General features: G+C 57.5%; 27 protein-coding genes and 2 tRNA genes. 4 read left to right on the top strand and 25 right to left on the bottom strand.

What is annotated here, in order from left to right; translation table 11 throughout:
- Nucleotide 1: 1 nt before the first annotated feature.
- The 17 genes from RCH91_RS10865 to RCH91_RS10790 all read right to left on the bottom strand — a co-directional run bounded on the left by RCH91_RS10865 (nucleotide 2) and on the right by RCH91_RS10790 (nucleotide 11,536).
- On the bottom strand, nucleotides 2–703 hold the full coding sequence (locus tag RCH91_RS10865) for a cytidylyltransferase domain-containing protein (protein WP_306534962.1): 702 nt from the start codon (nucleotides 701–703) through the stop codon (nucleotides 2–4).
- The gene (locus RCH91_RS10860; RefSeq protein WP_306534961.1) at nucleotides 700–1,749 is read right to left on the bottom strand and encodes a nucleotidyltransferase family protein; all 1,050 of its coding nucleotides are present in this window, start codon (nucleotides 1,747–1,749) and stop codon (nucleotides 700–702) included. Before RCH91_RS10860 ends, RCH91_RS10865 begins: the two co-directional genes overlap by 4 nt.
- Nucleotides 1,746–2,384 carry an acetyltransferase gene (locus RCH91_RS10855; RefSeq protein WP_306534960.1) on the bottom strand — a complete coding sequence of 213 codons (639 nt, stop codon included), beginning with the start codon at nucleotides 2,382–2,384 and terminating at the stop codon, nucleotides 1,746–1,748. The genes RCH91_RS10860 and RCH91_RS10855 overlap by 4 nt, the downstream gene beginning before the upstream one ends.
- Nucleotides 2,381–3,460, bottom strand: a complete 1,080-nt coding sequence (gene neuB / locus RCH91_RS10850; RefSeq protein WP_306534959.1) for an N-acetylneuraminate synthase — start codon at nucleotides 3,458–3,460, stop codon at nucleotides 2,381–2,383. The genes RCH91_RS10855 and neuB overlap by 4 nt, the downstream gene beginning before the upstream one ends.
- 8 nt (nucleotides 3,461–3,468) lie before the next feature.
- On the bottom strand, nucleotides 3,469–4,617 hold the full coding sequence (neuC, locus tag RCH91_RS10845; RefSeq protein ID WP_306534958.1) for a UDP-N-acetylglucosamine 2-epimerase: 1,149 nt from the start codon (nucleotides 4,615–4,617) through the stop codon (nucleotides 3,469–3,471).
- Entirely contained in the window at nucleotides 4,610–5,797 is a 1,188-nt protein-coding gene (locus RCH91_RS10840) for a LegC family aminotransferase (RefSeq protein WP_306534957.1), read from the bottom strand. Before RCH91_RS10840 ends, neuC begins: the two co-directional genes overlap by 8 nt.
- Nucleotides 5,794–6,804, bottom strand: a complete 1,011-nt coding sequence (locus tag RCH91_RS10835; protein WP_306534956.1) for an NAD-dependent 4,6-dehydratase LegB — start codon at nucleotides 6,802–6,804, stop codon at nucleotides 5,794–5,796. The genes RCH91_RS10840 and RCH91_RS10835 overlap by 4 nt, the downstream gene beginning before the upstream one ends.
- A gap of 259 nt (nucleotides 6,805–7,063) precedes the next feature.
- A complete protein-coding gene (locus RCH91_RS10830) occupies nucleotides 7,064–7,501 on the bottom strand; it encodes a DUF86 domain-containing protein (protein WP_306534955.1) in 438 nt (145 codons plus the stop codon).
- Entirely contained in the window at nucleotides 7,491–7,859 is a 369-nt protein-coding gene (locus RCH91_RS10825; RefSeq protein WP_306534954.1) for a nucleotidyltransferase domain-containing protein, read from the bottom strand. Before RCH91_RS10825 ends, RCH91_RS10830 begins: the two co-directional genes overlap by 11 nt.
- A gap of 9 nt (nucleotides 7,860–7,868) precedes the next feature.
- The gene (locus RCH91_RS21465; protein WP_373694382.1) at nucleotides 7,869–7,979 is read right to left on the bottom strand and encodes a nucleotidyltransferase domain-containing protein; all 111 of its coding nucleotides are present in this window, start codon (nucleotides 7,977–7,979) and stop codon (nucleotides 7,869–7,871) included.
- 70 nt (nucleotides 7,980–8,049) lie between these two features.
- Entirely contained in the window at nucleotides 8,050–8,322 is a 273-nt protein-coding gene (locus RCH91_RS10820) for a hypothetical protein (RefSeq protein WP_306534953.1), read from the bottom strand.
- Between the two features lie 169 nt (nucleotides 8,323–8,491).
- Nucleotides 8,492–8,566, bottom strand: a tRNA-Glu gene (locus RCH91_RS10815).
- 62 nt (nucleotides 8,567–8,628) lie between these two features.
- Nucleotides 8,629–8,703, bottom strand: a tRNA-Gln gene (locus tag RCH91_RS10810).
- 58 nt (nucleotides 8,704–8,761) lie between these two features.
- On the bottom strand, nucleotides 8,762–9,316 hold the full coding sequence (locus tag RCH91_RS10805) for a 2-oxoacid:acceptor oxidoreductase family protein (RefSeq protein ID WP_306534952.1): 555 nt from the start codon (nucleotides 9,314–9,316) through the stop codon (nucleotides 8,762–8,764).
- A 41-nt stretch (nucleotides 9,317–9,357) separates the two neighbouring features.
- Nucleotides 9,358–10,101, bottom strand: coding sequence for a thiamine pyrophosphate-dependent enzyme (locus RCH91_RS10800; protein ID WP_306534951.1), 744 nt, complete (start codon nucleotides 10,099–10,101; stop codon nucleotides 9,358–9,360).
- A gap of 72 nt (nucleotides 10,102–10,173) precedes the next feature.
- Entirely contained in the window at nucleotides 10,174–11,229 is a 1,056-nt protein-coding gene (locus tag RCH91_RS10795) for a 3-methyl-2-oxobutanoate dehydrogenase subunit VorB (RefSeq protein ID WP_306534950.1), read from the bottom strand.
- 103 nt (nucleotides 11,230–11,332) lie between these two features.
- Nucleotides 11,333–11,536 (bottom strand): ferredoxin family protein, encoded by a 204-nt coding sequence (locus RCH91_RS10790; protein WP_306534949.1) that lies wholly within the window; start codon nucleotides 11,534–11,536, stop codon nucleotides 11,333–11,335.
- Between the two features lie 188 nt (nucleotides 11,537–11,724).
- On the opposite strand from RCH91_RS10790, the gene RCH91_RS10785 reads away from it, so the two are divergent.
- A complete protein-coding gene (locus RCH91_RS10785; protein ID WP_306534948.1) occupies nucleotides 11,725–12,222 on the top strand; it encodes a MucR family transcriptional regulator in 498 nt (165 codons plus the stop codon).
- Between the two features lie 55 nt (nucleotides 12,223–12,277).
- Here the strand turns inward: RCH91_RS10785 and rsmA are convergent, their stop codons facing one another.
- The 7 genes from rsmA to RCH91_RS10750 all read right to left on the bottom strand — a co-directional run bounded on the left by rsmA (nucleotide 12,278) and on the right by RCH91_RS10750 (nucleotide 19,438).
- Nucleotides 12,278–13,105, bottom strand: a complete 828-nt coding sequence (rsmA, locus tag RCH91_RS10780) for a 16S rRNA (adenine(1518)-N(6)/adenine(1519)-N(6))-dimethyltransferase RsmA (RefSeq protein ID WP_306534947.1) — start codon at nucleotides 13,103–13,105, stop codon at nucleotides 12,278–12,280.
- Nucleotides 13,102–14,127 carry a tRNA (adenosine(37)-N6)-threonylcarbamoyltransferase complex transferase subunit TsaD gene (tsaD, locus tag RCH91_RS10775; protein WP_306534946.1) on the bottom strand — a complete coding sequence of 342 codons (1,026 nt, stop codon included), beginning with the start codon at nucleotides 14,125–14,127 and terminating at the stop codon, nucleotides 13,102–13,104. Before tsaD ends, rsmA begins: the two co-directional genes overlap by 4 nt.
- Nucleotides 14,127–15,449 carry a PhoH family protein gene (locus tag RCH91_RS10770; protein ID WP_306534945.1) on the bottom strand — a complete coding sequence of 441 codons (1,323 nt, stop codon included), beginning with the start codon at nucleotides 15,447–15,449 and terminating at the stop codon, nucleotides 14,127–14,129. The genes tsaD and RCH91_RS10770 overlap by 1 nt, the downstream gene beginning before the upstream one ends.
- Before the next feature lie 64 nt (nucleotides 15,450–15,513).
- Complete coding sequence (locus tag RCH91_RS10765) at nucleotides 15,514–15,783, bottom strand: hypothetical protein (RefSeq protein WP_306534944.1); 270 nt, start codon at nucleotides 15,781–15,783, stop codon at nucleotides 15,514–15,516.
- 82 nt (nucleotides 15,784–15,865) lie between these two features.
- Entirely contained in the window at nucleotides 15,866–17,011 is a 1,146-nt protein-coding gene (locus RCH91_RS10760) for an aminotransferase class V-fold PLP-dependent enzyme (RefSeq protein WP_306534943.1), read from the bottom strand.
- A 25-nt stretch (nucleotides 17,012–17,036) separates the two neighbouring features.
- Entirely contained in the window at nucleotides 17,037–18,380 is a 1,344-nt protein-coding gene (locus tag RCH91_RS10755; RefSeq protein ID WP_306534942.1) for a right-handed parallel beta-helix repeat-containing protein, read from the bottom strand.
- The gene (locus tag RCH91_RS10750; protein ID WP_306534941.1) at nucleotides 18,377–19,438 is read right to left on the bottom strand and encodes a sensor domain-containing diguanylate cyclase; all 1,062 of its coding nucleotides are present in this window, start codon (nucleotides 19,436–19,438) and stop codon (nucleotides 18,377–18,379) included. Before RCH91_RS10750 ends, RCH91_RS10755 begins: the two co-directional genes overlap by 4 nt.
- Nucleotides 19,439–19,695: 257 nt before the next feature.
- Between RCH91_RS10750 and RCH91_RS10745 the strand changes: the two genes are divergently transcribed.
- The gene (locus RCH91_RS10745) at nucleotides 19,696–21,930 is read left to right on the top strand and encodes a vitamin B12-dependent ribonucleotide reductase (RefSeq protein WP_306534940.1); all 2,235 of its coding nucleotides are present in this window, start codon (nucleotides 19,696–19,698) and stop codon (nucleotides 21,928–21,930) included.
- Nucleotides 21,931–21,994: 64 nt separating this feature from the next.
- Entirely contained in the window at nucleotides 21,995–22,447 is a 453-nt protein-coding gene (locus tag RCH91_RS10740; protein ID WP_306534939.1) for an NUDIX hydrolase, read from the top strand.
- 29 nt (nucleotides 22,448–22,476) lie between these two features.
- Here the strand turns inward: RCH91_RS10740 and RCH91_RS10735 are convergent, their stop codons facing one another.
- Nucleotides 22,477–22,761 carry a Smr/MutS family protein gene (locus tag RCH91_RS10735; RefSeq protein WP_306534938.1) on the bottom strand — a complete coding sequence of 95 codons (285 nt, stop codon included), beginning with the start codon at nucleotides 22,759–22,761 and terminating at the stop codon, nucleotides 22,477–22,479.
- Between the two features lie 151 nt (nucleotides 22,762–22,912).
- On the opposite strand from RCH91_RS10735, the gene RCH91_RS10730 reads away from it, so the two are divergent.
- Nucleotides 22,913–24,697 carry a M3 family oligoendopeptidase gene (locus RCH91_RS10730; protein WP_306534937.1) on the top strand — a complete coding sequence of 595 codons (1,785 nt, stop codon included), beginning with the start codon at nucleotides 22,913–22,915 and terminating at the stop codon, nucleotides 24,695–24,697.
- Nucleotides 24,698–24,758 lie beyond the last annotated feature (61 nt).

Genomic DNA, 24,758 nt, shown 5'->3' with positions numbered 1-24,758 from the left:
TTTATCGGTTCCCTTTATTCCTTCTGTTTAGAATTACCACCTCAAAGTATGACAGATCAGACTCGGTATCAATATCCAGTGATCGTTCCTTCGGCATCCGATAGGCAACGGTTTTATCAGTGACGAGACCGTTTCCTGATAAAAGCCAGTCAGTCTCTGCAACATAGACCGCGCCATTCAAGGCATACACCTGTGGCAGGTCCTGGCGCCGACCCCATTCACCAGAAAACAACGGAACCAGGGTCCCTGTGTCGTCTATCTTGTACATCCAGTACGGACTCTTGTCGGGTTCAACCACTGAGACACAGGACTTGGCCTCAGTTTCGGTGATGAGCCGGATGCAACTGTCGATATCTTCGATGCTGCGCAACGGCGAAGTCGGTTGCAGGAGAACTACCAGGTCGTACCTCTCAGGCAGAGCGTTGAGCGCATGAAGAACCGGAACTATACCCGGCGTGTCATCAAGACCCAGCTCTTTCGGGCGCAGAAACGGGACCTCACAGTTCCACTTCAGTGCAACGTCGGCAATTTCCTGGTCATCGGTGGAAACAATTAGGCGATCGATATACCGGGAGTTTTTTGCCTCTTCTATAGTCCAGGCAATCATCGGTTTCTGTGCAACCTCGCGTATGTTCTTACGCGGCACTCCTTTGGAGCCGCCACGTGCGGGTATTATTGCAAGCACCGTCTTACCGTTGATCATGCAAACACCTCAGGAAACTCTCCATTTGCTCGTTCGTAATCGTCTACCCTGCCGATATCGAGCCAGTATTCCCGAACCGGGAAGGCCGCTGTCTCTATATTTTGAGCGATGAGGTTCTCAAACAACGTCGGCATATCGAAGTACTCTTCCCGGGGAATGAGCTCCAGACACTCCGGATTCAGCACATACAGTCCTGCATTTACGAAGAAGCGCTGAATCGGCTTTTCTTCAATACCTGTCAGACGATGCCTGTCGATGTTTACCACCCCGTATGGCACCTGAAAATCGTATTCACGTACGCACATAGTTGCTGCCGCTTTGTAGTCGGTATGAAAATCGAACAGCTGCTTGAAATTTACTTTCGTAAGCACATCACCGTTCAATACTAGAATGGGCTGAAGCGGGGTTTCCGGAAGCAGAGCAAGTGCCCCGGCAGTACCCAACCTTTTAGCCTCGTGCAGATACCTGATCTCAACTCCAAAACGGGAACCATCGCCAAAGTACTCACGAACCATTTCCGCCTTGTAGTTGACAGCGATGAAAAACTTGTGGAATCCGAATTCCTTGCAGCTCTCTAGGATCGTCTCCAGTATCGGCTTATTTCCTATTTTCAGCAGCGGCTTCGGGCAATCCTTCGTGAGGGCTCCCAAACGTGTGCCGAGGCCACCTGCCATCAGTACAACCCAGTTGTCCCGTCTGGTGATATCGATCAACTCATCCCAGACCTCTAAACCAATAACGCATCCATTCTCATCAAGAACGGGAATTTGACGTAGCTGTTTTTCCTTCATCAAAGCCAATATTTTCTCGCGGCCTTCAGCAAGGCTGACAATGGTTGGTTCCCGGAACATAATTGACTGAACCGGTTCGTTAAGCGAGACTCCTTTTAAAATCGCTCTGCGTACATCTCCATCCGTCAACGTCCCCAAAAGTAAGTTTCGCTCGTCAACCACCAATGCGATCTGTAAAGAACTTGCATCAATGATTTCGATTGCTTTGAGTACAGGAATTGTCGGTTTGATCAGGACTTCCTTCCAGCGATTCATATCAGCAACACCTTGGCAGGTACACCTTTAACAGTGGTTTTCCTGTCAACATTTGATACAACAACTGCACCAGCCGCCACAAGGCATTGCTCACCAATCGTGACTCCATGGATCATCGTGGCCCCAGTACCTACGTGCGTCCCATCTCCGACTGTTACTCCACCAGAAAGGGTCACACCGGGAGCTATATGGACATTATCGCCGATTATGCAATCATGATCCACAGAGGCATGGGTATTGATAATGCTGTTGCCACCGATACGACAACCAGGCTGAATGACCGCACCGGCCATAACATGAGCTCCTTCACCGAGCACAACATCCAAAGCAAGGACCGCAGACGGATGAACAACCGTGGCAAAGTTATACCCCATGCCCTTGAATCTATCAAATAGCTGTTGACGTTTGACCGGTAGACCTACTGAGCCAAGGCCATTTACTAGTTGAACCTCCGAAGGAGGGAATTCATTGACAACGTCGTCTCCTCCAAGTACAGGAACCCCAAGAATTTCAGTCCCATGCATTGAAAGGGCAGGATCAACAATGCCCGCAATAACTGTAGACGATGCCAGCAGAGTATCAATCAATACCTTGGCATGACCACCGGCTCCCAGGATAATGACAGGTAAGCTCATAAACCAACCACCTCATCAACTGAAAAATCACGCCGCGCCTTCCTATTGAGCAGATCCCAATACTGCATAGGCGACAAGCCATTAGCCGGCCTCTTAACTGCAAGGTTTTCAGCAGCGAATGACTCACCAGCAGTTATCGTGCGGGACGCAACCAGACTTTTCCTGGCTACATTAATGTTTTTTAGTTCACTTGGTCTTGGATGTTTTCTACCAGAACCAAGCGCCCGCTCGACAATGCGAATAGCAGCCACCATCTGCTTCAGTTCAGTTGGTTCAAGCGACGCCTTGTGGTCAGGCCCTGGCAGATTACGATCGAGAGTGAAATGTTTTTCGATGATTACAGCGCCACGGGCGACAGCTGCGATCGGTACGGCAATACCTTCCGTATGATCTGAATAGCCAACCGGCAAACCGAAGGCGCTCCTCAGGGTATCCATCACCTTGAGACTAACGTCTTCAATCGGGGCCGGATATTCGGTAGTGCAGTGCAGAAGTGTCACCTTATCCTGCAAAATTGCCTGCCCCTCACAAGAGCAGTATGCTGCAAGAAAGGCTTCTATTGATGGCTTGCTGTCGCTTAGATAGCCAAAGGCCAACACACCTAGAGCATCCTCAATCTCACCCAAAGTACTCATACCCGTAGAGAGAATCACTGGTTTGCCGGTCTGGGCGATCTTGAGAAGTAAGGGAGCGTTGGTGATATCTCCAGAGGGAATCTTGATACATGGCAGATCAAATCGCCCTGCTAGGAGGTCCACGCTTTCAAGATCAAATGGAGTTGAAAGGAACTGAATGCTGCAAGCACGACAATGCTCAATCAGGGATTCATGGGAACGTTCATCCAGTTCCAGCTTGCGGATCATCTCGTGCTGGGATTCATCGGCATCTGTTGACTTGGTCTGATACTCTGCTTTAGGAGCTGAGCAGCTCACCAGCTTGTCCGCTTTGAAGGTCTGAAACTTGACGGCATCGGCACCGGCTTCAGCGGCGACCTCCACCAACTGTTTTGCCAAATCGAGAGAACCGTTGTGGTTCACCCCTGCCTCCGCGATTATATAGGTGTGGTGTGCTTGCATCGTGTCACTCAAAGGTCATAAAAATGTTTTGTACTGCTAAGGTTGGCTTGCTTCAGGTGGTCCTTAATGTGTGAGGCGGACTCACCATAGCCATAGAGTGAAACACCCTGCTTGATCCCTTCCCTGAACGATGGAGAAAGAACTTTATTGATTGCTGCTACTATTGATTCTTTTGTCTCAAGACAGTCAACAATCGAATCGGCCTTAAGACGCCCAGACTGACGATCACCGATGTTCACGGTTGGTGTTTTACAGGCAGGTGCCTCAATGATACCACTGGAGGAGTTACCGATTACAGCATCAGCAAGCTGCAACGCACTCAAGTAACGTATCTGCCCCATAGAGGTAAATACGGCGACACGACCTTTGTGGTAATCTGCGTATTCATCGATCATCTGTCCCAGCATCCTGCCATCGGTGTCGGAGTTAGGCTTGGTAAAAATGATCTTTGCGTCAGGAAAACGATCCAGCGCATCAAGGAGTGCCTGCATAGCTGCACTAGGCTCAATAGTACCAAGGGTTGCAGGATGATAGGTGACCAGAAAATAGGTATTACCCAATTCAAAGCTTATGCTCTGTTCTAGCTGTGGTTTATCCAGAAGCTGCAGACGTTTGATGTTCTCAACACCAACAGCCCCGACATTAAAAACCGTATCAGGATGCTCACCAAGTTGGATTACCCTTTTGCGATACGGTTCTGCAGCTACAAAATGCAATTGCGACATCTTTGTGACGGCATGGCGGATGCTTTCGTCAATAGCACCTTCCGTTGTCTCTCCGCCGTGAATGTGGGCCACGGGAATCCGAGCCACCAGCGCCGCCTGGGCGGCAGCCAGAATCTCGTAACGGTCACCCAGAACAACCATCGTGTCCGGCTTCAAACGCTCCAGTGCATCGGCAAAACCGATCACCCCAAGCCCGATTGACTTGGCAATCCCAACGGGGGTGTCGCTTGAAAGCAACATCTCAACCTTGGCATCGATAGTAAACCCGTCGTCCTCAATAGTCCTGTAAGTAAGGCCAAATTCGGGTGAGAGATGCATCCCCGTGGCGATCAACTGTAGTCGAAGGTCAGTGTCAGCCTGAATCTCTTTCATGAGCCAATAGAGCAGCCCATATTCGGCCCTGGTGCCGGTGACAACGCAAACCTTACGCATTGGTAAATCCTGAGGCTAACATCGCACTGCTGGGAATATTGATCAACCGTTGCTCGAGGCTTTCCGCAGTAGAAAGATTCATTTTCGGACAGTCTGTAAACATAGGCAGTTTGTGCATTGGAGTCCAGACAGGCCGGGTCATGATGTCAGTATCATTGGTAGCGGCCAGCAAGGCATCCCGTTGCCAGGCACATCCCTCATCCAACAACAGGGTATTGAGCCAGTAGTTGCTCTGGGAGTTAGCCGGTTCTGAAAAGAAACGGACACCTGGGAGTTTGGTAAATGCATTAGAATAACGCTCGGCCAGAGCACGCTTGGCCACAAGAAATTCGGGAAGTTTTTCTAATTGGGCGCAACCGAGGGCAGCATTGATATTCGGCAAACGGTAATTGTAGCCGATCATGTCGTGATTAAACTCCCAACGGTGGGGGAGCTTGGCTGTGGTTGTTATGTGCTTGGCAAGAATCCCAAGTTCTTCATCGTTTGTAAGGATCGCCCCCCCGCCACCGGTGGTGATGGTCTTGTTGCCATTAAAGCTGAGGGCAGATAACAATCCCCGTTGGCCTGTGTGTTGTCCCTTATAAAATGAGCCAAGCGATTCTGCCGCATCTTCAATCAAAGAGATATTGAATATCTGGCAGATTTCTGCAAGTGAATCAAGGTCTACCGGATGGCCAAAGGTATGCATTGGCACTACAGCTTTGATACGGCGACCAGTCAGGCGATTGTAACATCCATCGGGTCGCTGATCCGCAATTTCTTCAAGGTAGCATTTAAGCTTATAGGGGTTTACACCAAGAGTCCGTTCATCACTGTCAACAAAATGTGGAATTGCCCCGCAATAGGAAACCGCGTTGGCCGTGGCAACGAAAGTCAGGGCAGGCAGAAGAACTTCATCGTCTCTTCTGACATCTGCCAGCAAAAGGCATACGTGCAGTGCGGCCGTACCGTTCACGACAGCTATTGCTCGCTTTACACCAGTATATGACGCCAGCTCTTCTTCAAACCTGTCGACGAATTTTCCAACCGAAGAAACCCATCCGGTATCGAGACACTCTTTGACATAGGTCCATTCATTGCCACTAAAAGCAGGTTCATGTAGCGCAACATGCTGCCTGTTAGCTGGCAGAACTGATCTGATTGTCTCAACTACAGCCTGTATACTTAAACTACTATTCATATATTGTATCGATCAGCCTTGTAGCAGGCCAGATTTAGTGGGTCAGCAAACCATTCAATTGTTTCAGCTAATCCCCGTCGCAATCCATCCTTACCTGCGTATTTGGGCTGCCAACCCGCTTGTGCCAGAGCTTTTCGGTTATCAGCCCAAAGCCGCTCTACTTCACTATTGTCAGGCCTCAGGCGAACATCATCGGCTTCAATCTCGATTTGAACATTCATTATTTCTGCAATCATCGCGACCGTCTCGCCAATTGAAATCTCATAGTTACTTCCGATGTTAATGACTTCACCTACGGACTGATCTGATTCAGAAACAGCAATGAAACCGGCCACTGTATCAGCCACATAGTTGAAATCTCTTGTGGGATGCAATGAGCCCAGCTTGATCTTTCGTGCGCCATTGGCTATCTGTGTTATTATCGTGGGAATAACTGCACGGGCAGACTGTCGGGGACCATAGGTATTGAAAGGGCGAATAATCGAAACGGGTGTGTCAAATGAAGAGTAGAAGGACATGGCAATTTGGTCAGCGCCAATCTTTGATGCCGAGTATGGAGACTGTCCCTGTAAAGGGTGTTCCTCGGTAATAGGAACAAAACGAGCAGTTCCATAAACCTCACTGGTTGAGGTATGTACTACTTTTGCGACCCCCAAATCACGAGCCGCTTGAACCATGTTGAGCGTTCCCTTGACATTAGTATCAACATAAGTATCGGGAGAGTGGTAAGAATAAGGAATGGCAATAAGAGCCGCCAGATGCAAAACAATGTCGCACCCTTTCATTGCAGTTCTCACGCCGTGAGGATCACGGATATCACCTGAAAATACATCAAGTGATTTCCTTATCTCCGGGGCAGAATGATCAAGCCATCCCCAAGAGTTAAAGGAATTATAGTACACAAAAGCTCTAACATCATAACCACGTCTCATCAACTCTTCCGTAAGATGTGAGCCGATGAAACCGTCAGCGCCGGTAATTAGAATTTTCGAGCCTTTTAGTTCCAATCAAATAACCTCTCTTTCAAACTAAGGGAACAGAGTTGGCTTATCATACTGCTCTATATACCACTGATAAGTCTTTCGTATCCCCTCTTCAAGCTCCACCTTATGTCGCCATGCATCCGGGACACGTCCTAAAGCTTGCGGGGAGTGCCATCGGATATTGACGCATCGAATACCAACTCGCCGGGAAACCCGACAACTTTACGTACTGTTTCAGCCAGTTCGCGAATGCCCAGGGACGGGCACCTGTTAGGGTTAAAAATCATCCCTTCACACCCCTGCTGGAGCCGGCATCAATCGGCTCCAGCAGGAAGTCGGTGACAAATCGGTACTGCTCGTTTTTTACCAGTTCCAGCACCCGTGGCATGTCAATATTCATGTAGGCATGGACAATCCGGTTGCGCAGGCAAATAATCGCATTCCAGGCGGTCAGGTCACTGATTTTCACCATGCCGAGTTCTGCCAATCCGTGAAAACTATCATAGGCTGACAATGGCACCTGCTTTCCTGCTGCCTTAAGAAGCTGTTTTGCCTTGCCAATCGCATTTTCAACCAGTACCTGGATTGCATGCAGTACGCCGTTTTGCTCAAGACGAGACAATGTATCCCCTGAGAGGATGGTCGTGCGGGCCTCGTCGAGCAGAGCACTCTGCTCCTGGGCTATGAGTGCCGTTTCCGCTTGATACAGATCAAGCCGCATAGATCTTCTCCCAGTACTGTTCTTCAAGCTCCCGCCAGGTTCTCTGCAAAAACCGGTGCCAGATCAGACTGCCGCCCCCCTTGAGCGGGATCCCTTCTTCTGCCACAACCGCACGCATTGCAAGCCTCGCAGAAGGAAGATCAATCAGGTCGATACTCTGTTCAGAAGATGTACCAAGTTTTTCTGACAGTGTCCTACGAAGTTGTTCGGTGACGGCAAGTTGCTGGATAAAATCCATTTCGCGACTCCATTGGATCGCAATATCCCAGTCACTGTCCGGGCGGGCAGTGCCGGTCGCCCGACTGCCGATCAGTATCGCCAGTTCAAGGGGAGCGAAGGAGTTGAGTATGTCGCTCATGTGGTGCACTTACGAATAGAATCTACCTTCCCTTTTACGCATCAGCACCGCAATATCGATGTCACTTGAACGCGATGTCTGACCCTTGGCAGTTGAACCTCGCTTCACCGCGCCACCCATTTTTCGAAAACCCACTGTTGTCAGGCTTGACCTCCCTGGATGCCTGACGAGAACAGAAGTCCCTCTCCCATCAATCTTCCTTCAACCGATACACTCCGTGATGGGCCTCGGTGTCGGCCCGGTGGGCAGAAAGGTCGGCAGCAACGGCATCGACCTTGACCTCCAATGCATCGACTTTGACTTCCAAGCGCTCCATTCGAGTTTCTAACCGCTCCATCCGCGTTTCCAACCGGTCAACCTTCTCGGCAACCATCTGCTGACCCTCAACAACAAGACCAAGCTTATGCTGGAAATCTTCGGAAAGAATTCCGATGTGATGCTTTGAAAAAGTCCGCCACGGCACGTTCCATTTTCTGAAACCACGATTTAAGGAAGCAACTCTCCGAGCCTTGTAATTTCAAATACGTAACAATAGCAAAGACCGCCGAAAAATTAAAGTGGATAATACAAACAAGCAGTGTTCTAAGGACAAAAAAAGCGGCAACCCTTCATGAAGGATTGCCGCTTTAGTATGGTGATCCCAAGGGGACTTGAACCCCTGTTACCGACGTGAAAGGCCGGTGTCCTAACCACTAGACGATGGGACCAAAACTGTATTTCTGCTTGCTGCGCCGGATTATCTTCCACCCTCGCTTGCATGTGCTGTTTGTGGCTGGGGTGCAAGGATTCGAACCTTGGAATGCCGGAATCAAAATCCGGTGCCTTACCGCTTGGCGACACCCCAAGAGCAAGGACCCTGTTTATAGCAAAAGGCCGTTTAGCCTGTCAAGGGTTTTTTCAGGTTAATTTCGGAGGCTGTTTCCGCAATTTTGCGCCCCCGCTTCGATGGCCTTGACGTTTGCCGGAATGAACTTGTGATTCCGCTCGGGAAGCGTCTCCCGCAGCGCCTCTTCGAGGGAGTGAAGCGATACGGCGCCGGTCTTTCCGGCATAGGCACCCACGGCAACCATGTTTACCATCCGGGCATCGCCCAACTGGATGGCGATTTCGTTCATGGGGATGCGGATCAGTTCGATGTCGCTCCGGGCGAAATCTCCCACCTCTACGAGCGAGGTATTGACGATGCAGATGCCGCCCGCCTTCACCCGAGAGGCGAACTTGTCGAAGGAGGCCTGATTGAGGATGATCGAGACCGACGGGTTGCCGACGACCGGCGAGCCCACCTCACCGTCGGCAATGACGACGGTGCACATGGCGGCCCCGCCCCGCTTTTCAACCCCGTAGGAGGGGAAAAAAGAAACGTTCTTTCCTTCCCCTATGGCGGCGTACCCGAGGAGGTTCCCGGCCAGAAGAACACCCTGGCCGCCGAATCCGGCGATAAAAACGTCATGGCGCATGAAACACAACTCCTTGCAAAGCGATTGACTCCGGCTGACCGCTAGAGCTCCGCAGTGTTCTTGAATACACCCAGGGGAAAGTAGGCGCACATCTCGGTGCCGACGCGCTCGTTGGCGCTGATCGGGTCCATTCCCCAGTTGGTGGGGCATGACGAGAGGGCCTCGATGAAGGAGAACCCCTTCCCCTCCACCTGGTACCGGAACGCCTTTTTGATCTGCCGTTTAGCGTCCATGAGGTTTTTGGGATTATTGACCGCCACCCGGGCAGAAAAGGCAACCCCTTCGAGCTGGGCGAGGAGTTCGGCCATCCTGATGGGAGCGCCATCCTTCCGCTGGTTTCTTCCATAGGGAGAGGTGGAAGTCCTCTGGCCCACGAGGGTGGTGGGGGCCATCTGGCCGCCGGTCATGCCGTAGGTGGTGTTGTTGACGAAGATGACCGTGATGTCCTCGCCCCGGTTGGCGGCATGAATGATCTCGGAAGTGCCGATGGCGGCCAGGTCGCCGTCTCCCTGATAGGTAAAGACAAAGGTGTCGGGCCGGGCGCGCTTGACGCCGGTGGCTACCGCGGGGGCCCGCCCATGGGGAGACTCGACCACGTCGATGTCGAAGTAGCCGTAGAGAAAGACCGAGCAGCCGACGGAGGCGACGCCGATGGTCCTCCCCTGAACGCCGAATTCGTCCATGGCCTCGGCCACGAGACGATGGAAGGTGCCGTGATGGCACCCGGGACAGAAGTGGGTCTGAACGTCTTTGAGACTGACTGGCTTCTTGAAGACCTGGGGCATGGGAATAACCTCTGTAGGTAAAAGCGTCGGAAAGAACCTTGAGAGTCCTCACTGCTGAGCGCTGCGACGTTGCTAATAGTACGTCACAACCTGCTTAAGCAGCTCTTCGGGGGTCGGCAAGGAACCGGCGCCCGGCGGCCTGCCGTAGAAGAAGACGTCTGCATCGCGGGCCACGGAGAGGCGGACATCTTCCACCATCTGGCCGGCGTTGAGTTCGATGTCGAGCACCTTCTTACACCGCTCAGTTGCGGCACGGAACGCCAGATCGGGGAAGGGATAGAGGGTGATGGGGCGCAGAAGCCCAACCCTGAGCCCCTTGTCACGGGCGGCTATGACTGCGCTCTTGGCGATGCGTGCTGCCGAACCGAATGCGGTGACCACGAGTTCTGCGTCATCGAGCAGAAACCCTTCCCAGCGGGATTCCTTCTCCTTCAGCTCCCGGTACCGGCCATGAAGTTTCCAGTTGTGGGCCTCAAGCTCGCCGTCCCCCAGATAGAGGGACTTCACGACACGCTGTTCGTCGTCCCCCTTGCCGCGCACGACCCAGTCCTTGGGTGGCAGCTCCCGTTCGGGTCGCCGGTTGGGGACTATCGACTCCTTCATCTGACCGATGACGGAGTCGCCGAAGATCATTGCCGGAATCCGGTAGAGATCGGAGAGGTCGAAGGCAAGCATGGTCAGATCATACATTTCCTGAACCGACGAGGGTGCAAGCACAATGATATGGTAGCCGCCGTGCCCACCTCCCTTGACCGCCTGGAAGTAGTCGGCCTGGGATGCGTCGATGCCGCCGAGTCCCGGGCCTGAGCGGCAGATATTGACAATCACCCCCGGCAGTTCGGCGCCCGCCATGTAGGAGATACCCTCCTGCTTGAGGGAGATGCCCGGGCTGGAGGATGAGGTCATGGCCCGCACGCCGGTGGCTGAAGCGCCGAGCAGCATGTTGATGGAGGCAACCTCGCTCTCGGCCTGGATGAATTCGCCCCCAAGCTTCGGCAGTTCCCGCGACATGTATTCGGGGATATCGCTCTGGGGAGTTATGGGGTAGCCGAAGTAATAACGGCACCCAGCCTCTATGGCAGCCATGGCAAGGGCTTCGTTGCCCTTCATGAACAGACGCTTTGTCAAAGCAACCTCCGTGAATGAATCAGGGAAAACGGTCTATCAAAAATCTGCCTTCAACGGGATGGATCAGGTGTGGCAGACGCGTGCGCATCCAACTGCAACGGTACTACTTGAACACCTTAATGGCAACATCGGGGCAGATCTCCGCACAGAGAGCACAGCCGGTGCATTGGTCCTGGCGTGTAGCCACGGCAGTCACATACCCCTGTTTATTGGTGGTATCACTCATGACGATGAGCTTTCTCGAACAGGCGAGCGTGCATAGCCCACACCCTTTGCAGCGCGATTCGTCTATCTCAATGTGCGCCATGATTCATCTTCCTTTCTCAATACTCGACCCGTATACAGGCAACGGATCAAACCTAGCAGAATTTTTCGAGCAACGTCAATTGCATTTTATTGGGTAAAAATCTGATTTACCGCTTGATTTCGATCTATCTTCACGTTACATATACGGGAAGCTACTAACATGACGCACTGACAAAGGGAGGGAACCACATGGCTCCGACACTGTTGGAATTGACTGCAAGCATTGTCTCTTCGCACGCTGCTATGTCAGAACTATCAACCGAAGAACTGGTACAGGAAATCCAGAAAGTGTACACGACCCTGCAGCAACTGGAAGGGGGCGCCCCCGAGGCTGCACCGGCCGAAGAAACAAAAGCTCCCGTCATCAGCCTCAAGAAGGCATTCCAGGCCGACCAGGTCGTCTGCATGATCTGCGGCAAGGATGGGATGAAGACCCTTACCCGCCACCTGGCCCAAGTGCATGACATGAAGCCGCGGGAGTACCGGAAGCAATTCAACATTCCAAGTTCCCAAGCCCTGACCGCCAGGAAATTCTCCGAGGCCCGCAAGAAGATGGCCCAGGACCGGGGCCTCGCCGACAATCTGGCCAAGGCCCGCGCAGTAAGAGCCGCCAATATCCAGGAGAAGAAGGCGGCAGCCGAGAAACCCGCCAAGCCGAAGGGAGCACCGAGGAAGAAGAAGGCATAGCCCACCGTTTTCCACTTCTCTCCGACAAAGCCGCCTCTTCTCAGAGGCGGCTTTGCTATTTCCCCCCCAACGCGATCATGGCCCGGGAGAGGGCTGCGAACTCATGGAGCTCAAGGGTCTCGCCCCTCCTCCCCGGTTCGATCCCGCAACGGTCCAGGGCCTCTGCCAACTCCTCCCCGGACAGCCCCAGACTGGCCCCCTTCAGGCAATTCCAAAGGGTTTTCCGCCGCATGGAAAATGCCCCCTTAACGAGGCGACGGAAATACTGCTCGTCTCCCACATCCACCCGCGGCGTTTCGAGGGGAACAAAGCTCAGGACGGCGGAGTCCACCTTCGGCACCGGATGGAAGGAGCCGGGCCTGACGATCATTTCGCGCGCTACATCGAAATGAAGTTGGAAAAAGACCGACAGGATGCCGTAGTCCTTGGTCCCCGGCGAGGCAGCAAGCCGGTCTCCCACCTCCTTCTGGAGCATGAGAACCAGGCGGGAGAAAAGGTCGCGGTTGTCGAGAAACGCGAAGAGGACCGGCGTGGAGATGTTGTAGGGGAGGTTGGCGGCTACCTTCCACCGCTCTCCCCCTTCGGGCGAGAGGAGCTCGCGCAGGTCGATCTCCAGGATGTCGCCGTGGACGATATCCACCCGTGTATTGTCACGAAATGCCTGACGTAGCACCGGCACAAGCCGCGTGTCCAGCTCCACGGCCACGAGCCGCGCACACCCCTGGGCCAGAATCTCCGTGAGGGCGCCCTTCCCCGGCCCAACCTCTAGAATCCGGTCGGCGGGTCCGATTTCAACGATGCCCGCTATCCGCGCGAGAACGTTGCGGTCCACCAGGAAGTTTTGTCCCAGCGCCTTGCGGGCGCGGATTCCTTCACCCCTCACGCTTCCACCCTCTTCCGGATTGTGTCCAGGGGCCAGTTCACCAGGGCATCCAGCGCCAGACCGTCGCTGATTCCCCGCAAGAGGTAGAAGTCACCGGGGACAGCCAGCATGGCGGCATTATCGCTGCAGAGGGCAGGCGAGGGGATGGCGAGCTCGATCCCCCGCTCCGCGGCCTCCCGGGCCATATCGCGGCGCAGGGCGCTGTTGCAGGCGACCCCGCCGGCGACCACGACCCGCCCGATACCCTCGGTTTCGGCGGCGAGAAGGGTCTTGGCCACGAGGACATCGCAGGCCGCCCGCTGGAACGAGGCGCAGAGGTCGCGAAGCATCTGCCCATCATCCTGTACCGGATTCTTGCGGACATGGTTCAGGACCGCTGTCTTGAGGCCGCTGAAACTGAAGTTGAAACTGCCGTCGTGGAGGAGCGGCCGGGGGAAGGTAATCCGCGTCGGATCCCCCTCCGCGGCAAGGCGGTCTATCTCGACCCCTCCGGGGTAGGGGAGTCCGAGGAGCTTCGCCACCTTGTCAAAGGCCTCGCCCGCCGCATCGTCAAGGGTCTGACCGAGGGTCGTGTAGCGGCCGATGCCGTCGACCCGGTAGAGGTGGGTGTGCCCCCCCGACACGGCGAGTGCCACAAAGGGAAACGCCACCTCCCGCTCCAGGAAGATGGCCAGGAGATGCCCCTCGATGTGGTTCACCCCCACGATGGGGAGCCGGCGGGCGTAGGCGATGGCCTTGGCGACCGCGGTGCCCACCAGAAGAGCCCCTGCCAGCCCCGGCCCCTGGGTGACGGCAACCCCTTCGATGGCGTCGAGGGTGACCGAGGCCTTCCGCAGGGCTTCGTCGATGACGACCGAAATGGTCTCCAGGTGCTTGCGGGAAGCGATCTCGGGAACAACCCCGCCATAGATCGCATGGTCCTTGACCTGGGTTGCAACAATGCTCGACAGCACCGTGCGCCCGTCGCGGACCACCGCGGCAGCGGTTTCGTCGCAGGATGTCTCGATGGTGAGAAGAAGCATTACAGCAGGTTCGCCGCCAGCTCCGCCAAGTCGGAGCGCTCACCCTTGGTCATGGTGACGTGGCCGGCGATGGCCTGCTCCTTGAAGCGCTCCACCACGTAAGTGAGGCCGTTGGACGAGGCGTCCACATAGGGATTGTCAATCTGGTAGGGGTCGCCGGTGAGGACGATCTTGGTCCCCTCCCCCGCCCGGGTGATGATGGTCTTGATCTCGTGGGGGGTCAGGTTTTGGGCCTCATCGACGATCATGAACTGGTTCGGGATGGAGCGTCCCCGGATGTAGGTGAGGGGTTCGATGTCCATGATCCCCATGGCCATGAGCTCCTTGTACCCCTTGCTGTGGCGCTTTTCGGCCTCGTGACCTGAGAGGAGGAGTTCCACGTTGTCGAAGATGGGCTGCATCCAGGGGGCAAGCTTCTCCTCGATGTCGCCGGGGAGAAACCCCAGGTCGCGACCCATGGGGAAAACGGGGCGGGAGACGAGGAGCCGGTTGTAGATGTTTTCCTCGGCGGTCTTGTGGAGGCCGCCGGCGATGGCCAGAAGCGTCTTGCCGGTACCGGCCTTCCCCACAAGGGTCACGAGCTTGATGGAGTCGTCGAGGAGGAGGTCGAAGGCAAAGGCCTGCTCACGGTTGCGGGGGAAGATGCTCCAGACCCCCTCCTTGCCGGTCTTGAGGAGGGGAACGATCTTCCCGTCTGCAGCCCGGTACTTGCCGAGGGCCGTGTGGGAGGGGTTCGACTCGTCCCGGAGAGTGACGCACTCGTTCGGATAGAACGTCTGCCCAGGCAGTTCCACCCACCCCTGGCCATGGAACCGGTCGACGAGTTCGGCCGGCACGTCAAGCTCGGTGAAGCCGGGATAGAGTTCCTCGATATCGACCTTGTCCGATTCGTAGTCCTCGGCCTTGAGGCCGATGGCGTCGGCCTTGATCCGCAGGTTCGTATCCTTGGTTACGAAGACGACGGGCGAGCCGCCGTTCTCCTCCATGATCTTGACGGCCACCGCCAGGATCCGGTTGTCTCCCCGCTCCTCCCGCAGCTCGGGGGGGAGGCGCTTCATGATCTTCTCCTCGTACATCTCGACTCGGAGCATCCCCCCCGTTTCAAGGGTTATGCCCGAGGAGAGGGATCCCCTCTTCCGCATGTCGTCAAGGTAGCGGGAGACCTGGCGGGCGTTGCGGCCCGTCTCGTTCATGTCCTTCTTGAAGCGGTCCACCTCTTCGATGACCGTGATCGGAATGATGATATTGTTGTCGACAAACTTGAAAATGGCCTGGGGATCGTACAGAAGGACGTTGGTGTCAAGGACGAAGTTTTTGATCATGGCTCTTCTTTCGCTGGATAAAGTGGAATGCCGACGGACAGCAGGGCCGCCCGCGGGTTGGTTGCTATTTTTCGATGACATGCACCTGGAGGCCCGTCGACAGGGCGAGGATCTTGATAAAGACCGGCCGATCGCGGTATTTGGCGTCGAGGATCACCTCCCCCTCGCGGTTGACTGCCGCAAGGACGCTCTCGGGCGACTCCTTGATGGTGTAGAAGTTGTAAATGCCCGTTGCGTAGAGCTCATCCTTGGTCACCGGCTTCTCGGGGGGAAGCGAACATCCGGCGACAGAGATCATCATGAGACAGATAACGACAAGTAACTGCTTTTTCATTTCACACCCCTTGAAGATCGTTTGACCAGCCAGCAATCGTTGTTACGCTGCCCCCATACCCTTCAGAAAGGGTACACGGAAATCATTTGGCGCCAAGGATCGTCCGCATCGCCATGAGAAACGCGTCGATCTCCTCATCTTTGGTGAAATAGCCGGGGCTCACCCTGACCGTCCCCCCGGGATAGGTGCCGATGGTCCGGTGAGCGGCGGGGGCGCAGTGGAGTCCTACCCTCACGCAGATGTCAAACTCCTGGTCGAGGCGAAAACCGATGGCCTGCGGGTCGGTTCCGTCCGCCGTGAAGCTCACGAGGGAGCCCCGCGGCTCGCCCGGAAGGGGCCCATGACAGGTTACGCCCGGCATCGCAGCAAGTCCCTCCAAGAGGCGGGCAACAAGGTTCTCTTCCCGCTGGCGGATTACTTCCAGGCCTACGGTGCGGATGAAATCGATGCCCGCCCCAAGCCCGGCGATGCCCGGCAGGTTGTGGGTTCCGCTCTCGAACCGCTCGGGCATGGCATCCGGCTGTTCCATCCCCGACGAGTACCCCCCCGTCCCCCCGACAATAAGCGGCTCCAACTCCACACCGTCAGCCACGTACAGAACGCCGGTTCCCTGGGGCCCCATGAGCCCCTTGTGTCCCGGAACCGCCAGGAGGTCGATCCCCATGGCCGGCGCGTCGATGGGGATCATTCCCGCACTCTGAGCCGCATCCACAAGGACAAGGGCTCCGGCGCGGCGGGCCACAGCGGCAATGTCTCCGACCGGCTGGATGGCTCCGGTCACATTGGAGCAGTGGGCCAGGGCCACGAGCCGCGTCGAGGGGCGCATGGCGGCGGCAATCTGGTCCGGCGTGACAATGCCGCGGCGATCGGCCTCGACCCAGGTAATCTCGGCTCCGCGCTGCCCAGCCAGGTGGAGGGGACGGACGAGCGAATTGTGTTCCGCAGAGGTGGTGATCACATGGTCGCCGGATCTGATCAGCCCGAGCACCGCCAGATTAAGGGACTCCGTGGCGCTGTGGGTGAAGACCACCCGCGACGAGTCGCCGATGCCGAAAAGGGATGCCGCCGCCTCCCTGGTTTCGAAGAGAAGGCGGGTCGCCTCCAGGCCGCGACGGTACCCTCCCCTTCCCGGGCTGACACCGACTTCCCGGAGCGCAGTGCTTACCGCTTCATAGACCGATTCGGGCTTGGGATACGACGTGGCGGCATTGTCAAGGTAAAGCGACATGGGGAAAAACCTACCATGGCATCGGCTATTTAGCAACGGAATTCAGGGTCGCCAGATGGGGCCGCACCCTGAGCACCGGGTTCACCAGAACCCTTCCCCGAGTGAGGTCCTGCACATGGTGGAGCAGGCGTTTTTCGAGCGATGGCTCGGCATCTCCCCACCAGTTGGCAACGGCCCTGAAATCCTCCCCGCCAGCGTTGTCGATGTCGTAGCGGCCGTTACCGGAAAAGGCGTTTCCCCAGGCAATCCCCCTGCCATCCTCGACCCGAAGGCCGATGGCGCCGTTCGTCGCAATCTCGTTTCCGAACACCCGAACCCGGGAGCGGACAAGATGAATGCCCACGTCGCGGTTATCCACGATCCGTGCCGCCGTCACCTTTCCCTCGCAGTCGCTGAGAACGATGCCGGAGCCGTTTGCCTGAAAAAGGGCGCCGGCGATGCTGAGCCGGGATGCAGCCGCGGTTAGAGCCGTCTCCGTGTTGCCCTCAAACCGGGCCCCCTCCAGAAAAAGGGAGCCGCCGCGAACCGCCATGCCAAGGCGGTTACCACGTACAGCCACGTCCCGAACATCCGATTCGCTCTCCACGAGGTCTATGCCGACAGCGCAGCCCGAAGCTCCGCCGCCACTGACCGTGACGATGGAGTCCTGGAACCGCGCGCCGGTTCCGCAGACGGCAAAGGAGACCTGCCTGAGGGTGACGGTGGAAAAGGAGGCGTCGATGCCGGCAACCGCCCCCTCGACACGGCACTGCTCCAGGAGGTTCTTCTTCTCGCTGGCAAGGAAGATGATCCCCTGCCACTCTCCGGCCTGGGGATCGGGAAAGATGGATGTGAACCGGACCGGAGCCTCAGAGCTTCCCCGAGCCACGAGCCGGCCCTGGACAAGGAGGAGCGGGCCAGCACCCTCCCCCGGCGCCGTCCGTCGAAAACGGACAACGGTCCCCGGCTCAAGGGTGAGGGTTGTCTGGGGCGCCACCGTGAGGGAGCCTTCCACAACCACCTCGCCACTCCAGACCGTGTCCTCGGTGAGGAAGGCGTCGCGGTAAAACCGCTCTGCTGAAGTGGCCATGGGAGGCGCGAGGCGCGATACCCCCGGAAGCGCCGGAATCTCCTGCGTACGGGCAGCGGCAGATCTGTTCACGGGAGGCAGCGCGGGCAAATCCGGAACCCGTTGAGATTCCACCGTGACAGGAGCCGTTTTGGGCACTCCGGTCGAAGCCGCCCCATGCACAGCCCCAGGGGAAACACGAACATCCCCCTTGCCGAAAAAACTAGAAACCGTGCCGCACCCTCCAAGGAGCGCCACTGCACAGAGGGATGCAAAGAGCCCGGCAGAGGTCCTGACCGTCGCTATCGTGGAACGTCTCATCGTTTTTCTCCCTCGGTGCGATAGTGGACCCTGTTCTTCCCGCACTCCTTGGCCCGATAGAGGAGTCCATCCACGCTCTTGAGGAGCTCGTCGCGGGTCTCACCGTCCCGGGGGAAAGAGGCCACGCCGACACTTGCGGTCACGCCATGGGGGGCAATCCCCTGCAGTTCGCCGGCGCTCTTGTGCTCCACGAGTTCCCGGAGCCGCTCGGCCACCTGGAGTGCGCTCGGGAAATCCGTTTCCGGCAGAAGCACGATGAACTCCTCGCCACCGTAGCGAAAGGCGAAATCGGTGCTGCGCAACGCCTCGGCAAGAATGTCTCCCATGGCCCCCAGAACCTTGTCGCCATGGGGATGGCCGTAGGTATCATTGAACTTCTTGAAGTCGTCCACGTCCATCATGATGAGGGAAAGGGGCTTATGGTAGCGTTTGGCCCGGTTCAGCTCCCTGCCGAACATCTGCTGGAAGTAGCGATGGTTGTAGAGGCCCGTCAGGGCATCGGTTATGGCCATGAGCCGCGTCCGGGTATGGAGCTGGGCATTGTCGATGGCCATGGCGGCAAAGGAGGCAAGAACGTCCAGGAGCTTCAACTTCTCACGGTCGAACTCCCGTGGAACGAAGTCGTCAAGGTAGAGAATGCCGACAAGCCGGCTCTGGACCTTGAGGGGGATGCAGACCAGGGATCTGATTCCCTCCTTGAGAGTGATGGGGTTGATGGAGAACGGAGTATTTTCGGTGTCGTTGACGAACAGGATCTCCCCGCCGGTGACTACCCGCTCGGTTAGCCCGCCCGGGTGAAGCTCCCACCGCTCGGTCGTGACGAATTCGGGGGTAAGCCCCTTATGGGCGTGGAGGGTCAGATCGCTCTGCACACTGTCGTAGAGGGCGATGCTTCCAGCAGGTGCTTCGGCGAAGCGCATTGCACTGGTCAGGATCTCCTGGAGGACCTGGTCGAGATCAAGGGTTGAGACCACGGTCCTCGCCACCCCTATCAGGTCTTTCAGTGCGTGAACTTCCGCTTCGAGGAGCTCTGTACTGCATTCCTTGCAACGATCCATGGGCCGATTCCGTTCTTAAGAAAAATCAAAAACACTTATCACAGATACAGCAGCTTGTAAATTACCCGCGGCCCTTTCCCGTGCCCGAAAAACCGGCAATAAGGCTAATGTACTGTTGAATCAACCCGTTAGAGCGGTATTTTTTACTCCTTGACAGACCATACATATTGTGGCTATTCTTTCGCCTCACCACAACATATATGGCAAACAAGCCTTTCATACGACATCAGCCACTAGTGCGGCAGGAGGAGAAAACCATGGCAGAAACGAAGACGAAGACGACCACCGATATCCCCGGGCTTTCAAAGAACGCCCGCACCGTCCTTGAGAAACGCTACCTCAAGCGCGACACCGAGGGGAAGGTTCTCGAAACCCCCGCCGACATGTTCCGGCGCGTGGCCGAGGCCATTGCCGTTGCTGACCGCAACTTCGACAAGAAGGCCGACACCAAGGCCCTTGCCCAGAAGTTCTACGACCTGATGACCTCCTTCGAGTTCCTCCCCAACTCTCCTACTCTCATGAACGCGGGGCGGGAACTGGGTCAGCTCTCCGCCTGCTTCGTCCTCCCCGTGGGCGACTCCATGGAGGATATCTTCGACGCGGTCAAGTACACGGCCCTCATCCACAAGTCTGGCGGCGGTACCGGCTTCTCCTTCTCGCGACTGCGGCCAGCCAACGACGTGGTCCGCTCCACCTCGGGCATCTCCAGCGGCCCAATCTCGTTCATGCGGGTCTTCGACGCAGCCACCGAGACCATCAAGCAGGGAGGGACCCGGCGCGGCGCCAACATGGGGATTCTCCGCGTGGATCATCCGGACATCATGGACTTCATCATGTGCAAGGATGACCAGAAGCAGCTGAACAACTTTAACATCTCCGTGGGGCTCACCGAGGCCTTCATGGAGGCGGTGGAGAGGGACGCCGACTACGACCTGCGCAACCCCCGGGACGGCAAGCCGTGCGGGACCCTCAACGCCCGCAAGGTCTTCAGCCGCATCGTGAAACAGGCCTGGAAAAACGGCGAGCCGGGGATCATCTTCCTGGACCGGCTCAACAGGGACAACCCGACTCCCCTGGTCGGCGAGATCGAGTCCACCAACCCCTGCGGCGAGCAGCCGCTCCTCCCCTACGAGTCGTGCAACCTGGGCTCCATCAACCTGGGGAAGTTGGTGAACAACGGCGACGTTGACTGGAAACGCCTCAAGGAAGTCATCCGCCTGGGGGTCCACTTCCTGGACAACGTCATCGAGGTGAACAACTACCCCCTCCCCCAGATCAACGACATGACCCGCGCCAACCGCAAGATCGGCCTCGGCGTCATGGGGTGGGCCGACATGCTGATCCTCTTGGGCATCCCCTACAGCTCCCCGGAGGCCATCAGCCTGGGCGAGAAGGTGATGCGCTTCATCAATGACGAGGGGCATGCCTACTCACGGGAACTGGCCGCCGTGCGGGGTTCGTTCCCCAACTTCGTCGGTTCCACCTATGACCGGCCGGGCGAAGGGCCCATCCGCAACGCCACGGTGACCACCATCGCCCCCACCGGCACCATCTCCATCATCGCCAACTCCTCCAGCGGCGTGGAGCCTCTCTTCGCGGTCTCCTACGTGCGTCAGGTCCTCGACAAGAACATCCTCGTGGAGGTGAACCCCATCTTCGAAGAGATGGCCCGGGAGCGGGGCTTCTACTCCGAAGAACTGATGCAGAAGATCGCCCAGCACGGCACTGTTCACGACTTGCCGGAGATTCCCGAGGATATCCGCAAGGTCTTCGTGACCGCCCACGACATCACCCCGGAAGACCACATCGACATGCAGGCGGCTTTCCAGAAGTACACCGATAACGCCGTCTCCAAGACGGTCAACTTCCCCAACACCGCCACCATCGATGAGGTGGAGAAGGTCTACCGCCTGGCCTACAAGCTGGAGTGCAAGGGGGTTACCATCTACCGCGACGGCTCCCGGGACGAGCAGGTCCTCTCCACGGGCGCCAAGGAAGAGAAGGAGAAGGTGGCCCACACCGAGGACAAGCGGGCCGTGAAGCGGGATCGCCCCAAGGCCCTCAAGGGGTGGACCTACCAGATGCAGACCGGCTGCGGCCCCCTCTACGTCACCGTCAACGAAGACAAGGCCGGGCTCTTCGAGCTCTTCACCACCATGGGGAAGGCGGGCGGGTGCGCCTCCTCCCAGTGCGAGGCCATCGGCCGCATGGTGTCCCTGGCCTGGCGCAGCGGCGTCCAGGCCAGGCAGGTGATCAAGCAGCTCCTCGGCATCTCCTGCCACCTCCCCGCCGGCTTCGGCGACAACAAGGTCCTCTCCTGCGCCGACGCAGTTGCCAAGGCGATCCAGGCCCACATGCAGGCGGCAGGCTACGACGTAGGGCTGGAAACCACTGCCCCCGAGCGGGGCGCCTGCCCCGAGTGCGGCGGCATCGTCGAGCACGAAGGTGGTTGCGCCGTCTGCCGGGTCTGCGGGTATTCCGAGTGCGCCTAGCCTCAAACCGATGAACAACGAAAGGCCCGCTTCCGGCGGGCCTTTTCCTTTGGAGGGGGAAAGCATGGACAATCCGAAACACACCGTTGTCGTCGGTTGTTTGGCAAGGAACACCAACGGTCAGGTCCTCCTGATCCGCCATGTGAAGCGGGGGTGGGAGATCCCGCAAGGACGTGTGGAAGAAGGGGAGGGTCTCATCGAAGCGGTTCACCGAGAGGTGCTTGAGGAGACCGGCATCGAAGTGGAACTGGAGCACCTGGCTACTGTCTGGTCGAAGCTCTCTACGCCGCCGGCATTGGTGTTCACCTTCCTGGCCCGCCACCGGAACGGCGAGCCGACCCCGAGCGACGAAAGTCCAGAGGTGGGATGGTTTTCGGCTGAAAAAGCGCTTGCCCTCGTTTCCCACCCAGTGAACCGGGACCGCCTGGAGGCTCTGCTGAAATATTCAGGGGAAATTTGTTACCGCTCCTACACCACGGGTCCCTACCAGATTCACACAGAAACACGGGTTGGGTGATCTGCGGAAGACTACCCCTCCCCTATCGCCTACCCTCCTTCCCTCCGCAACTCCACCAGCGTCGCCCCCCACCCGCCGGCGTCCTCTCCCGCAAGGCGGAACGACGCCACAACCTCAAGGCGCTCCAGCATGGCATGCACGGTCCGGCGCAGGGAACCCGTCCCCTTGCCGTGGATGATCCGAACGGAGTAGATGCCACGCTTGCGACATTCGGCAAGATAATCGGGGACGAGCTCCTTCACCTCACCGGGCCGGAACGTGTGGAGATCGAGGGTTCCGTCGATGGGGAGTTCGATGGGCATGTCTTCGATCATGGGTGCAGTGTCCTCGGAAACCATTACCGGGAGAAATCTTCACCGTGAGTATTCCTCGATTAGCCGAAAAACTCTATTGATTTCTCCCTCCCCTGTGGTAATCCAGAATGGGAGCGCAACGTGAGCTCCCATTTTTCGTGAAAGGACCGCTATGACTTCCGACATCACCGCCATGCTCTGGAACACCGATCCCCTCTATTCCGCCCCGAACGCTCCGGAACTCGAATCCGACCTGAACCGGGGGGCTGCCGAGGCGAAGGGATTCCGGGGGGCCTATCTAGGGAAGGTCGCCTCCCTCGATGCAGCGGGGCTTCGGGAGGCGCTTCGGCGCTACGAGGCCCTCACGGAGATCCTCGTAAAGCCCCAACTCTACGCCCATCTCCTCTTCGCCGCCGACGCCGAGAACGACGAGCACAAGAAGCTTTCCCAGCGTACCGCCGAGTTCGGCAACCTCATGGGGCGCGAACTCCTGTTCTTCGACCTGGAGATCATGGACATCCCTGACGGGAGCTTCGCGGAGATAACCGCTGCCGAGAGCCTTGCCGGCTACCGCCACTACCTGGAGAGCGTGCGTAAATTCAAGCCCCACACCCTCACTGAGCGGGAGGAGCAGCTCCTGAGGCTCAAGAACCTCACGGGGGCCGATGCCTTCACCCGGCTCTTCGACGAACTGTCAGCGTCCTTCCGCTACCGGATGGAACTGGAGGGGGAGGAGCAGGAATTCACCGGCGAGGAGCTCCTGGGCCTCCTCCACCATCCTGACGCGGCGGTGCGTGAGCGGGCCTTCGCCACCTTCCTCAAGCGCCACGAGGAGGAAGGAATCGCCCTCGGCGCCATCTTCAACACCGTGGCCTTGGACCATGGCCAGGAGCTGGAGCTCCGCAGCTATCGCCATCCCATGGAGCCCACGAACCTGGGGAACGAGATCCCCGAAGAGGTGGTGAACCGGCTCATGGATGTCTCCGAGGCCAACTACGGCCTTGCCCGGGACTACTTCCACCTCAAGGCGCGGCTTCTGGGCCTGCCGAAGCTGAAAAACACCGATGTCTACGCCCCGGTGGGCGAGACGGACCGCCGCTACACCTTCGAGGAGGCCCGGGAAATAGTCCTGGAGGCCTACGGCGCGTTTCAGCCCCGGTTCCGCGACATCTGCGCCGCCTTTTTCGCCGAGCGCCGGATCGACGTGCTGCCGCGCCCCGGCAAGAGCGGCGGCGCCTTCTGCATGGGGATGACTCCGAGCCTCTCCCCCTATGTGCTCCTGAACTTCACCGGCAACCTGCGGGACGTGGCGACCCTTGCCCACGAGCTGGGGCACGGGCTTCACTTCGTCCTGGCACAGAAGCAGACCATGCTCAACTACCACGCACCGCTGCCACTGGCGGAGACGGCGTCGGTCTTCGGCGAGATGCTCCTGACCCGCTCCCTCCTTGCCCGCGAGAGCGATCCACAAGTGAAGATCGCCCTCCTCTGCGCCAAGATCGAGGACATCATCGCCACCACCTTCCGCCAGAACGTCCTCACCCGCTTCGAGGAGCGGATGCACAAGGAGCGGAAGGAGGGGCTCCTCACCGCAACGCGGCTCTGCGACCTGTGGTGGGAGGAGAACGGCAAGCTCTACGGCGACGCGGTGGAGATGATCGAGCCCTACCGCTGGGGGTGGAGCTACATCTCCCACTTCATCCACGCCCGTTTCTACTGCTATTCCTACACCTTCGCCGAGCTCCTGGTCCTCTCCCTCTACCGGAAGTACCTGGAGGACGGCGATGCGTTCATCCCTACCTATGTCAGCATCCTGGAGAGCGGCGGCTCCCTCTCACCGGCAGACACGGTGAAACCGGCGGGAATCGATCTGGCCGATCCCCACTTCTGGCAGAAGGGGTACGACTTTCTGGCGGAGCTGATCGAGGAGTTGAAGGGGTTGGTGGCAGACCGATAGCACAACATGCGTACGAATAACAAAAGGCCGCCGGGATTCGATCCCGACGGCCTTTATCATT

The organism is Geobacter sp., assembly GCF_030834625.1.
In the GTDB taxonomy this organism is placed as follows: domain Bacteria; phylum Desulfobacterota; class Desulfuromonadia; order Geobacterales; family Geobacteraceae; genus Geobacter.
Note: the sequence above shows the minus strand (reverse complement) of the source record. Positions and strands in the feature narration are given on the sequence as shown.

Coding starts and splice junctions, on each gene's coding strand:
- RCH91_RS10865 (WP_306534962.1), bottom strand. CDS start 703: ATGATCAACGGTAAGACGGTGCTTGCAATAATACCCGCACGTGGCGGC.
- RCH91_RS10860 (WP_306534961.1), bottom strand. CDS start 1,749: ATGAATCGCTGGAAGGAAGTCCTGATCAAACCGACAATTCCTGTACTC.
- RCH91_RS10855 (WP_306534960.1), bottom strand. CDS start 2,384: ATGAGCTTACCTGTCATTATCCTGGGAGCCGGTGGTCATGCCAAGGTA.
- neuB (WP_306534959.1), bottom strand. CDS start 3,460: ATGCAAGCACACCACACCTATATAATCGCGGAGGCAGGGGTGAACCAC.
- neuC (WP_306534958.1), bottom strand. CDS start 4,617: ATGCGTAAGGTTTGCGTTGTCACCGGCACCAGGGCCGAATATGGGCTG.
- RCH91_RS10840 (WP_306534957.1), bottom strand. CDS start 5,797: ATGAATAGTAGTTTAAGTATACAGGCTGTAGTTGAGACAATCAGATCA.
- RCH91_RS10830 (WP_306534955.1), bottom strand. CDS start 7,501: ATGCGGCTTGATCTGTATCAAGCGGAAACGGCACTCATAGCCCAGGAG.
- RCH91_RS10825 (WP_306534954.1), bottom strand. CDS start 7,859: ATGAGCGACATACTCAACTCCTTCGCTCCCCTTGAACTGGCGATACTG.
- RCH91_RS21465 (WP_373694382.1), bottom strand. CDS start 7,979: ATGGGTGGCGCGGTGAAGCGAGGTTCAACTGCCAAGGGTCAGACATCG.
- RCH91_RS10805 (WP_306534952.1), bottom strand. CDS start 9,316: ATGCGCCATGACGTTTTTATCGCCGGATTCGGCGGCCAGGGTGTTCTT.
- RCH91_RS10800 (WP_306534951.1), bottom strand. CDS start 10,101: ATGCCCCAGGTCTTCAAGAAGCCAGTCAGTCTCAAAGACGTTCAGACC.
- RCH91_RS10790 (WP_306534949.1), bottom strand. CDS start 11,536: ATGGCGCACATTGAGATAGACGAATCGCGCTGCAAAGGGTGTGGGCTA.
- RCH91_RS10785 (WP_306534948.1), top strand. CDS start 11,725: ATGGCTCCGACACTGTTGGAATTGACTGCAAGCATTGTCTCTTCGCAC.
- tsaD (WP_306534946.1), bottom strand. CDS start 14,127: ATGCTTCTTCTCACCATCGAGACATCCTGCGACGAAACCGCTGCCGCG.
- RCH91_RS10770 (WP_306534945.1), bottom strand. CDS start 15,449: ATGATCAAAAACTTCGTCCTTGACACCAACGTCCTTCTGTACGATCCC.
- RCH91_RS10765 (WP_306534944.1), bottom strand. CDS start 15,783: ATGAAAAAGCAGTTACTTGTCGTTATCTGTCTCATGATGATCTCTGTC.
- RCH91_RS10760 (WP_306534943.1), bottom strand. CDS start 17,011: ATGTCGCTTTACCTTGACAATGCCGCCACGTCGTATCCCAAGCCCGAA.
- RCH91_RS10755 (WP_306534942.1), bottom strand. CDS start 18,380: ATGAGACGTTCCACGATAGCGACGGTCAGGACCTCTGCCGGGCTCTTT.
- RCH91_RS10750 (WP_306534941.1), bottom strand. CDS start 19,438: ATGGATCGTTGCAAGGAATGCAGTACAGAGCTCCTCGAAGCGGAAGTT.
- RCH91_RS10745 (WP_306534940.1), top strand. CDS start 19,696: ATGGCAGAAACGAAGACGAAGACGACCACCGATATCCCCGGGCTTTCA.
- RCH91_RS10740 (WP_306534939.1), top strand. CDS start 21,995: ATGGACAATCCGAAACACACCGTTGTCGTCGGTTGTTTGGCAAGGAAC.
- RCH91_RS10735 (WP_306534938.1), bottom strand. CDS start 22,761: ATGATCGAAGACATGCCCATCGAACTCCCCATCGACGGAACCCTCGAT.
- RCH91_RS10730 (WP_306534937.1), top strand. CDS start 22,913: ATGACTTCCGACATCACCGCCATGCTCTGGAACACCGATCCCCTCTAT.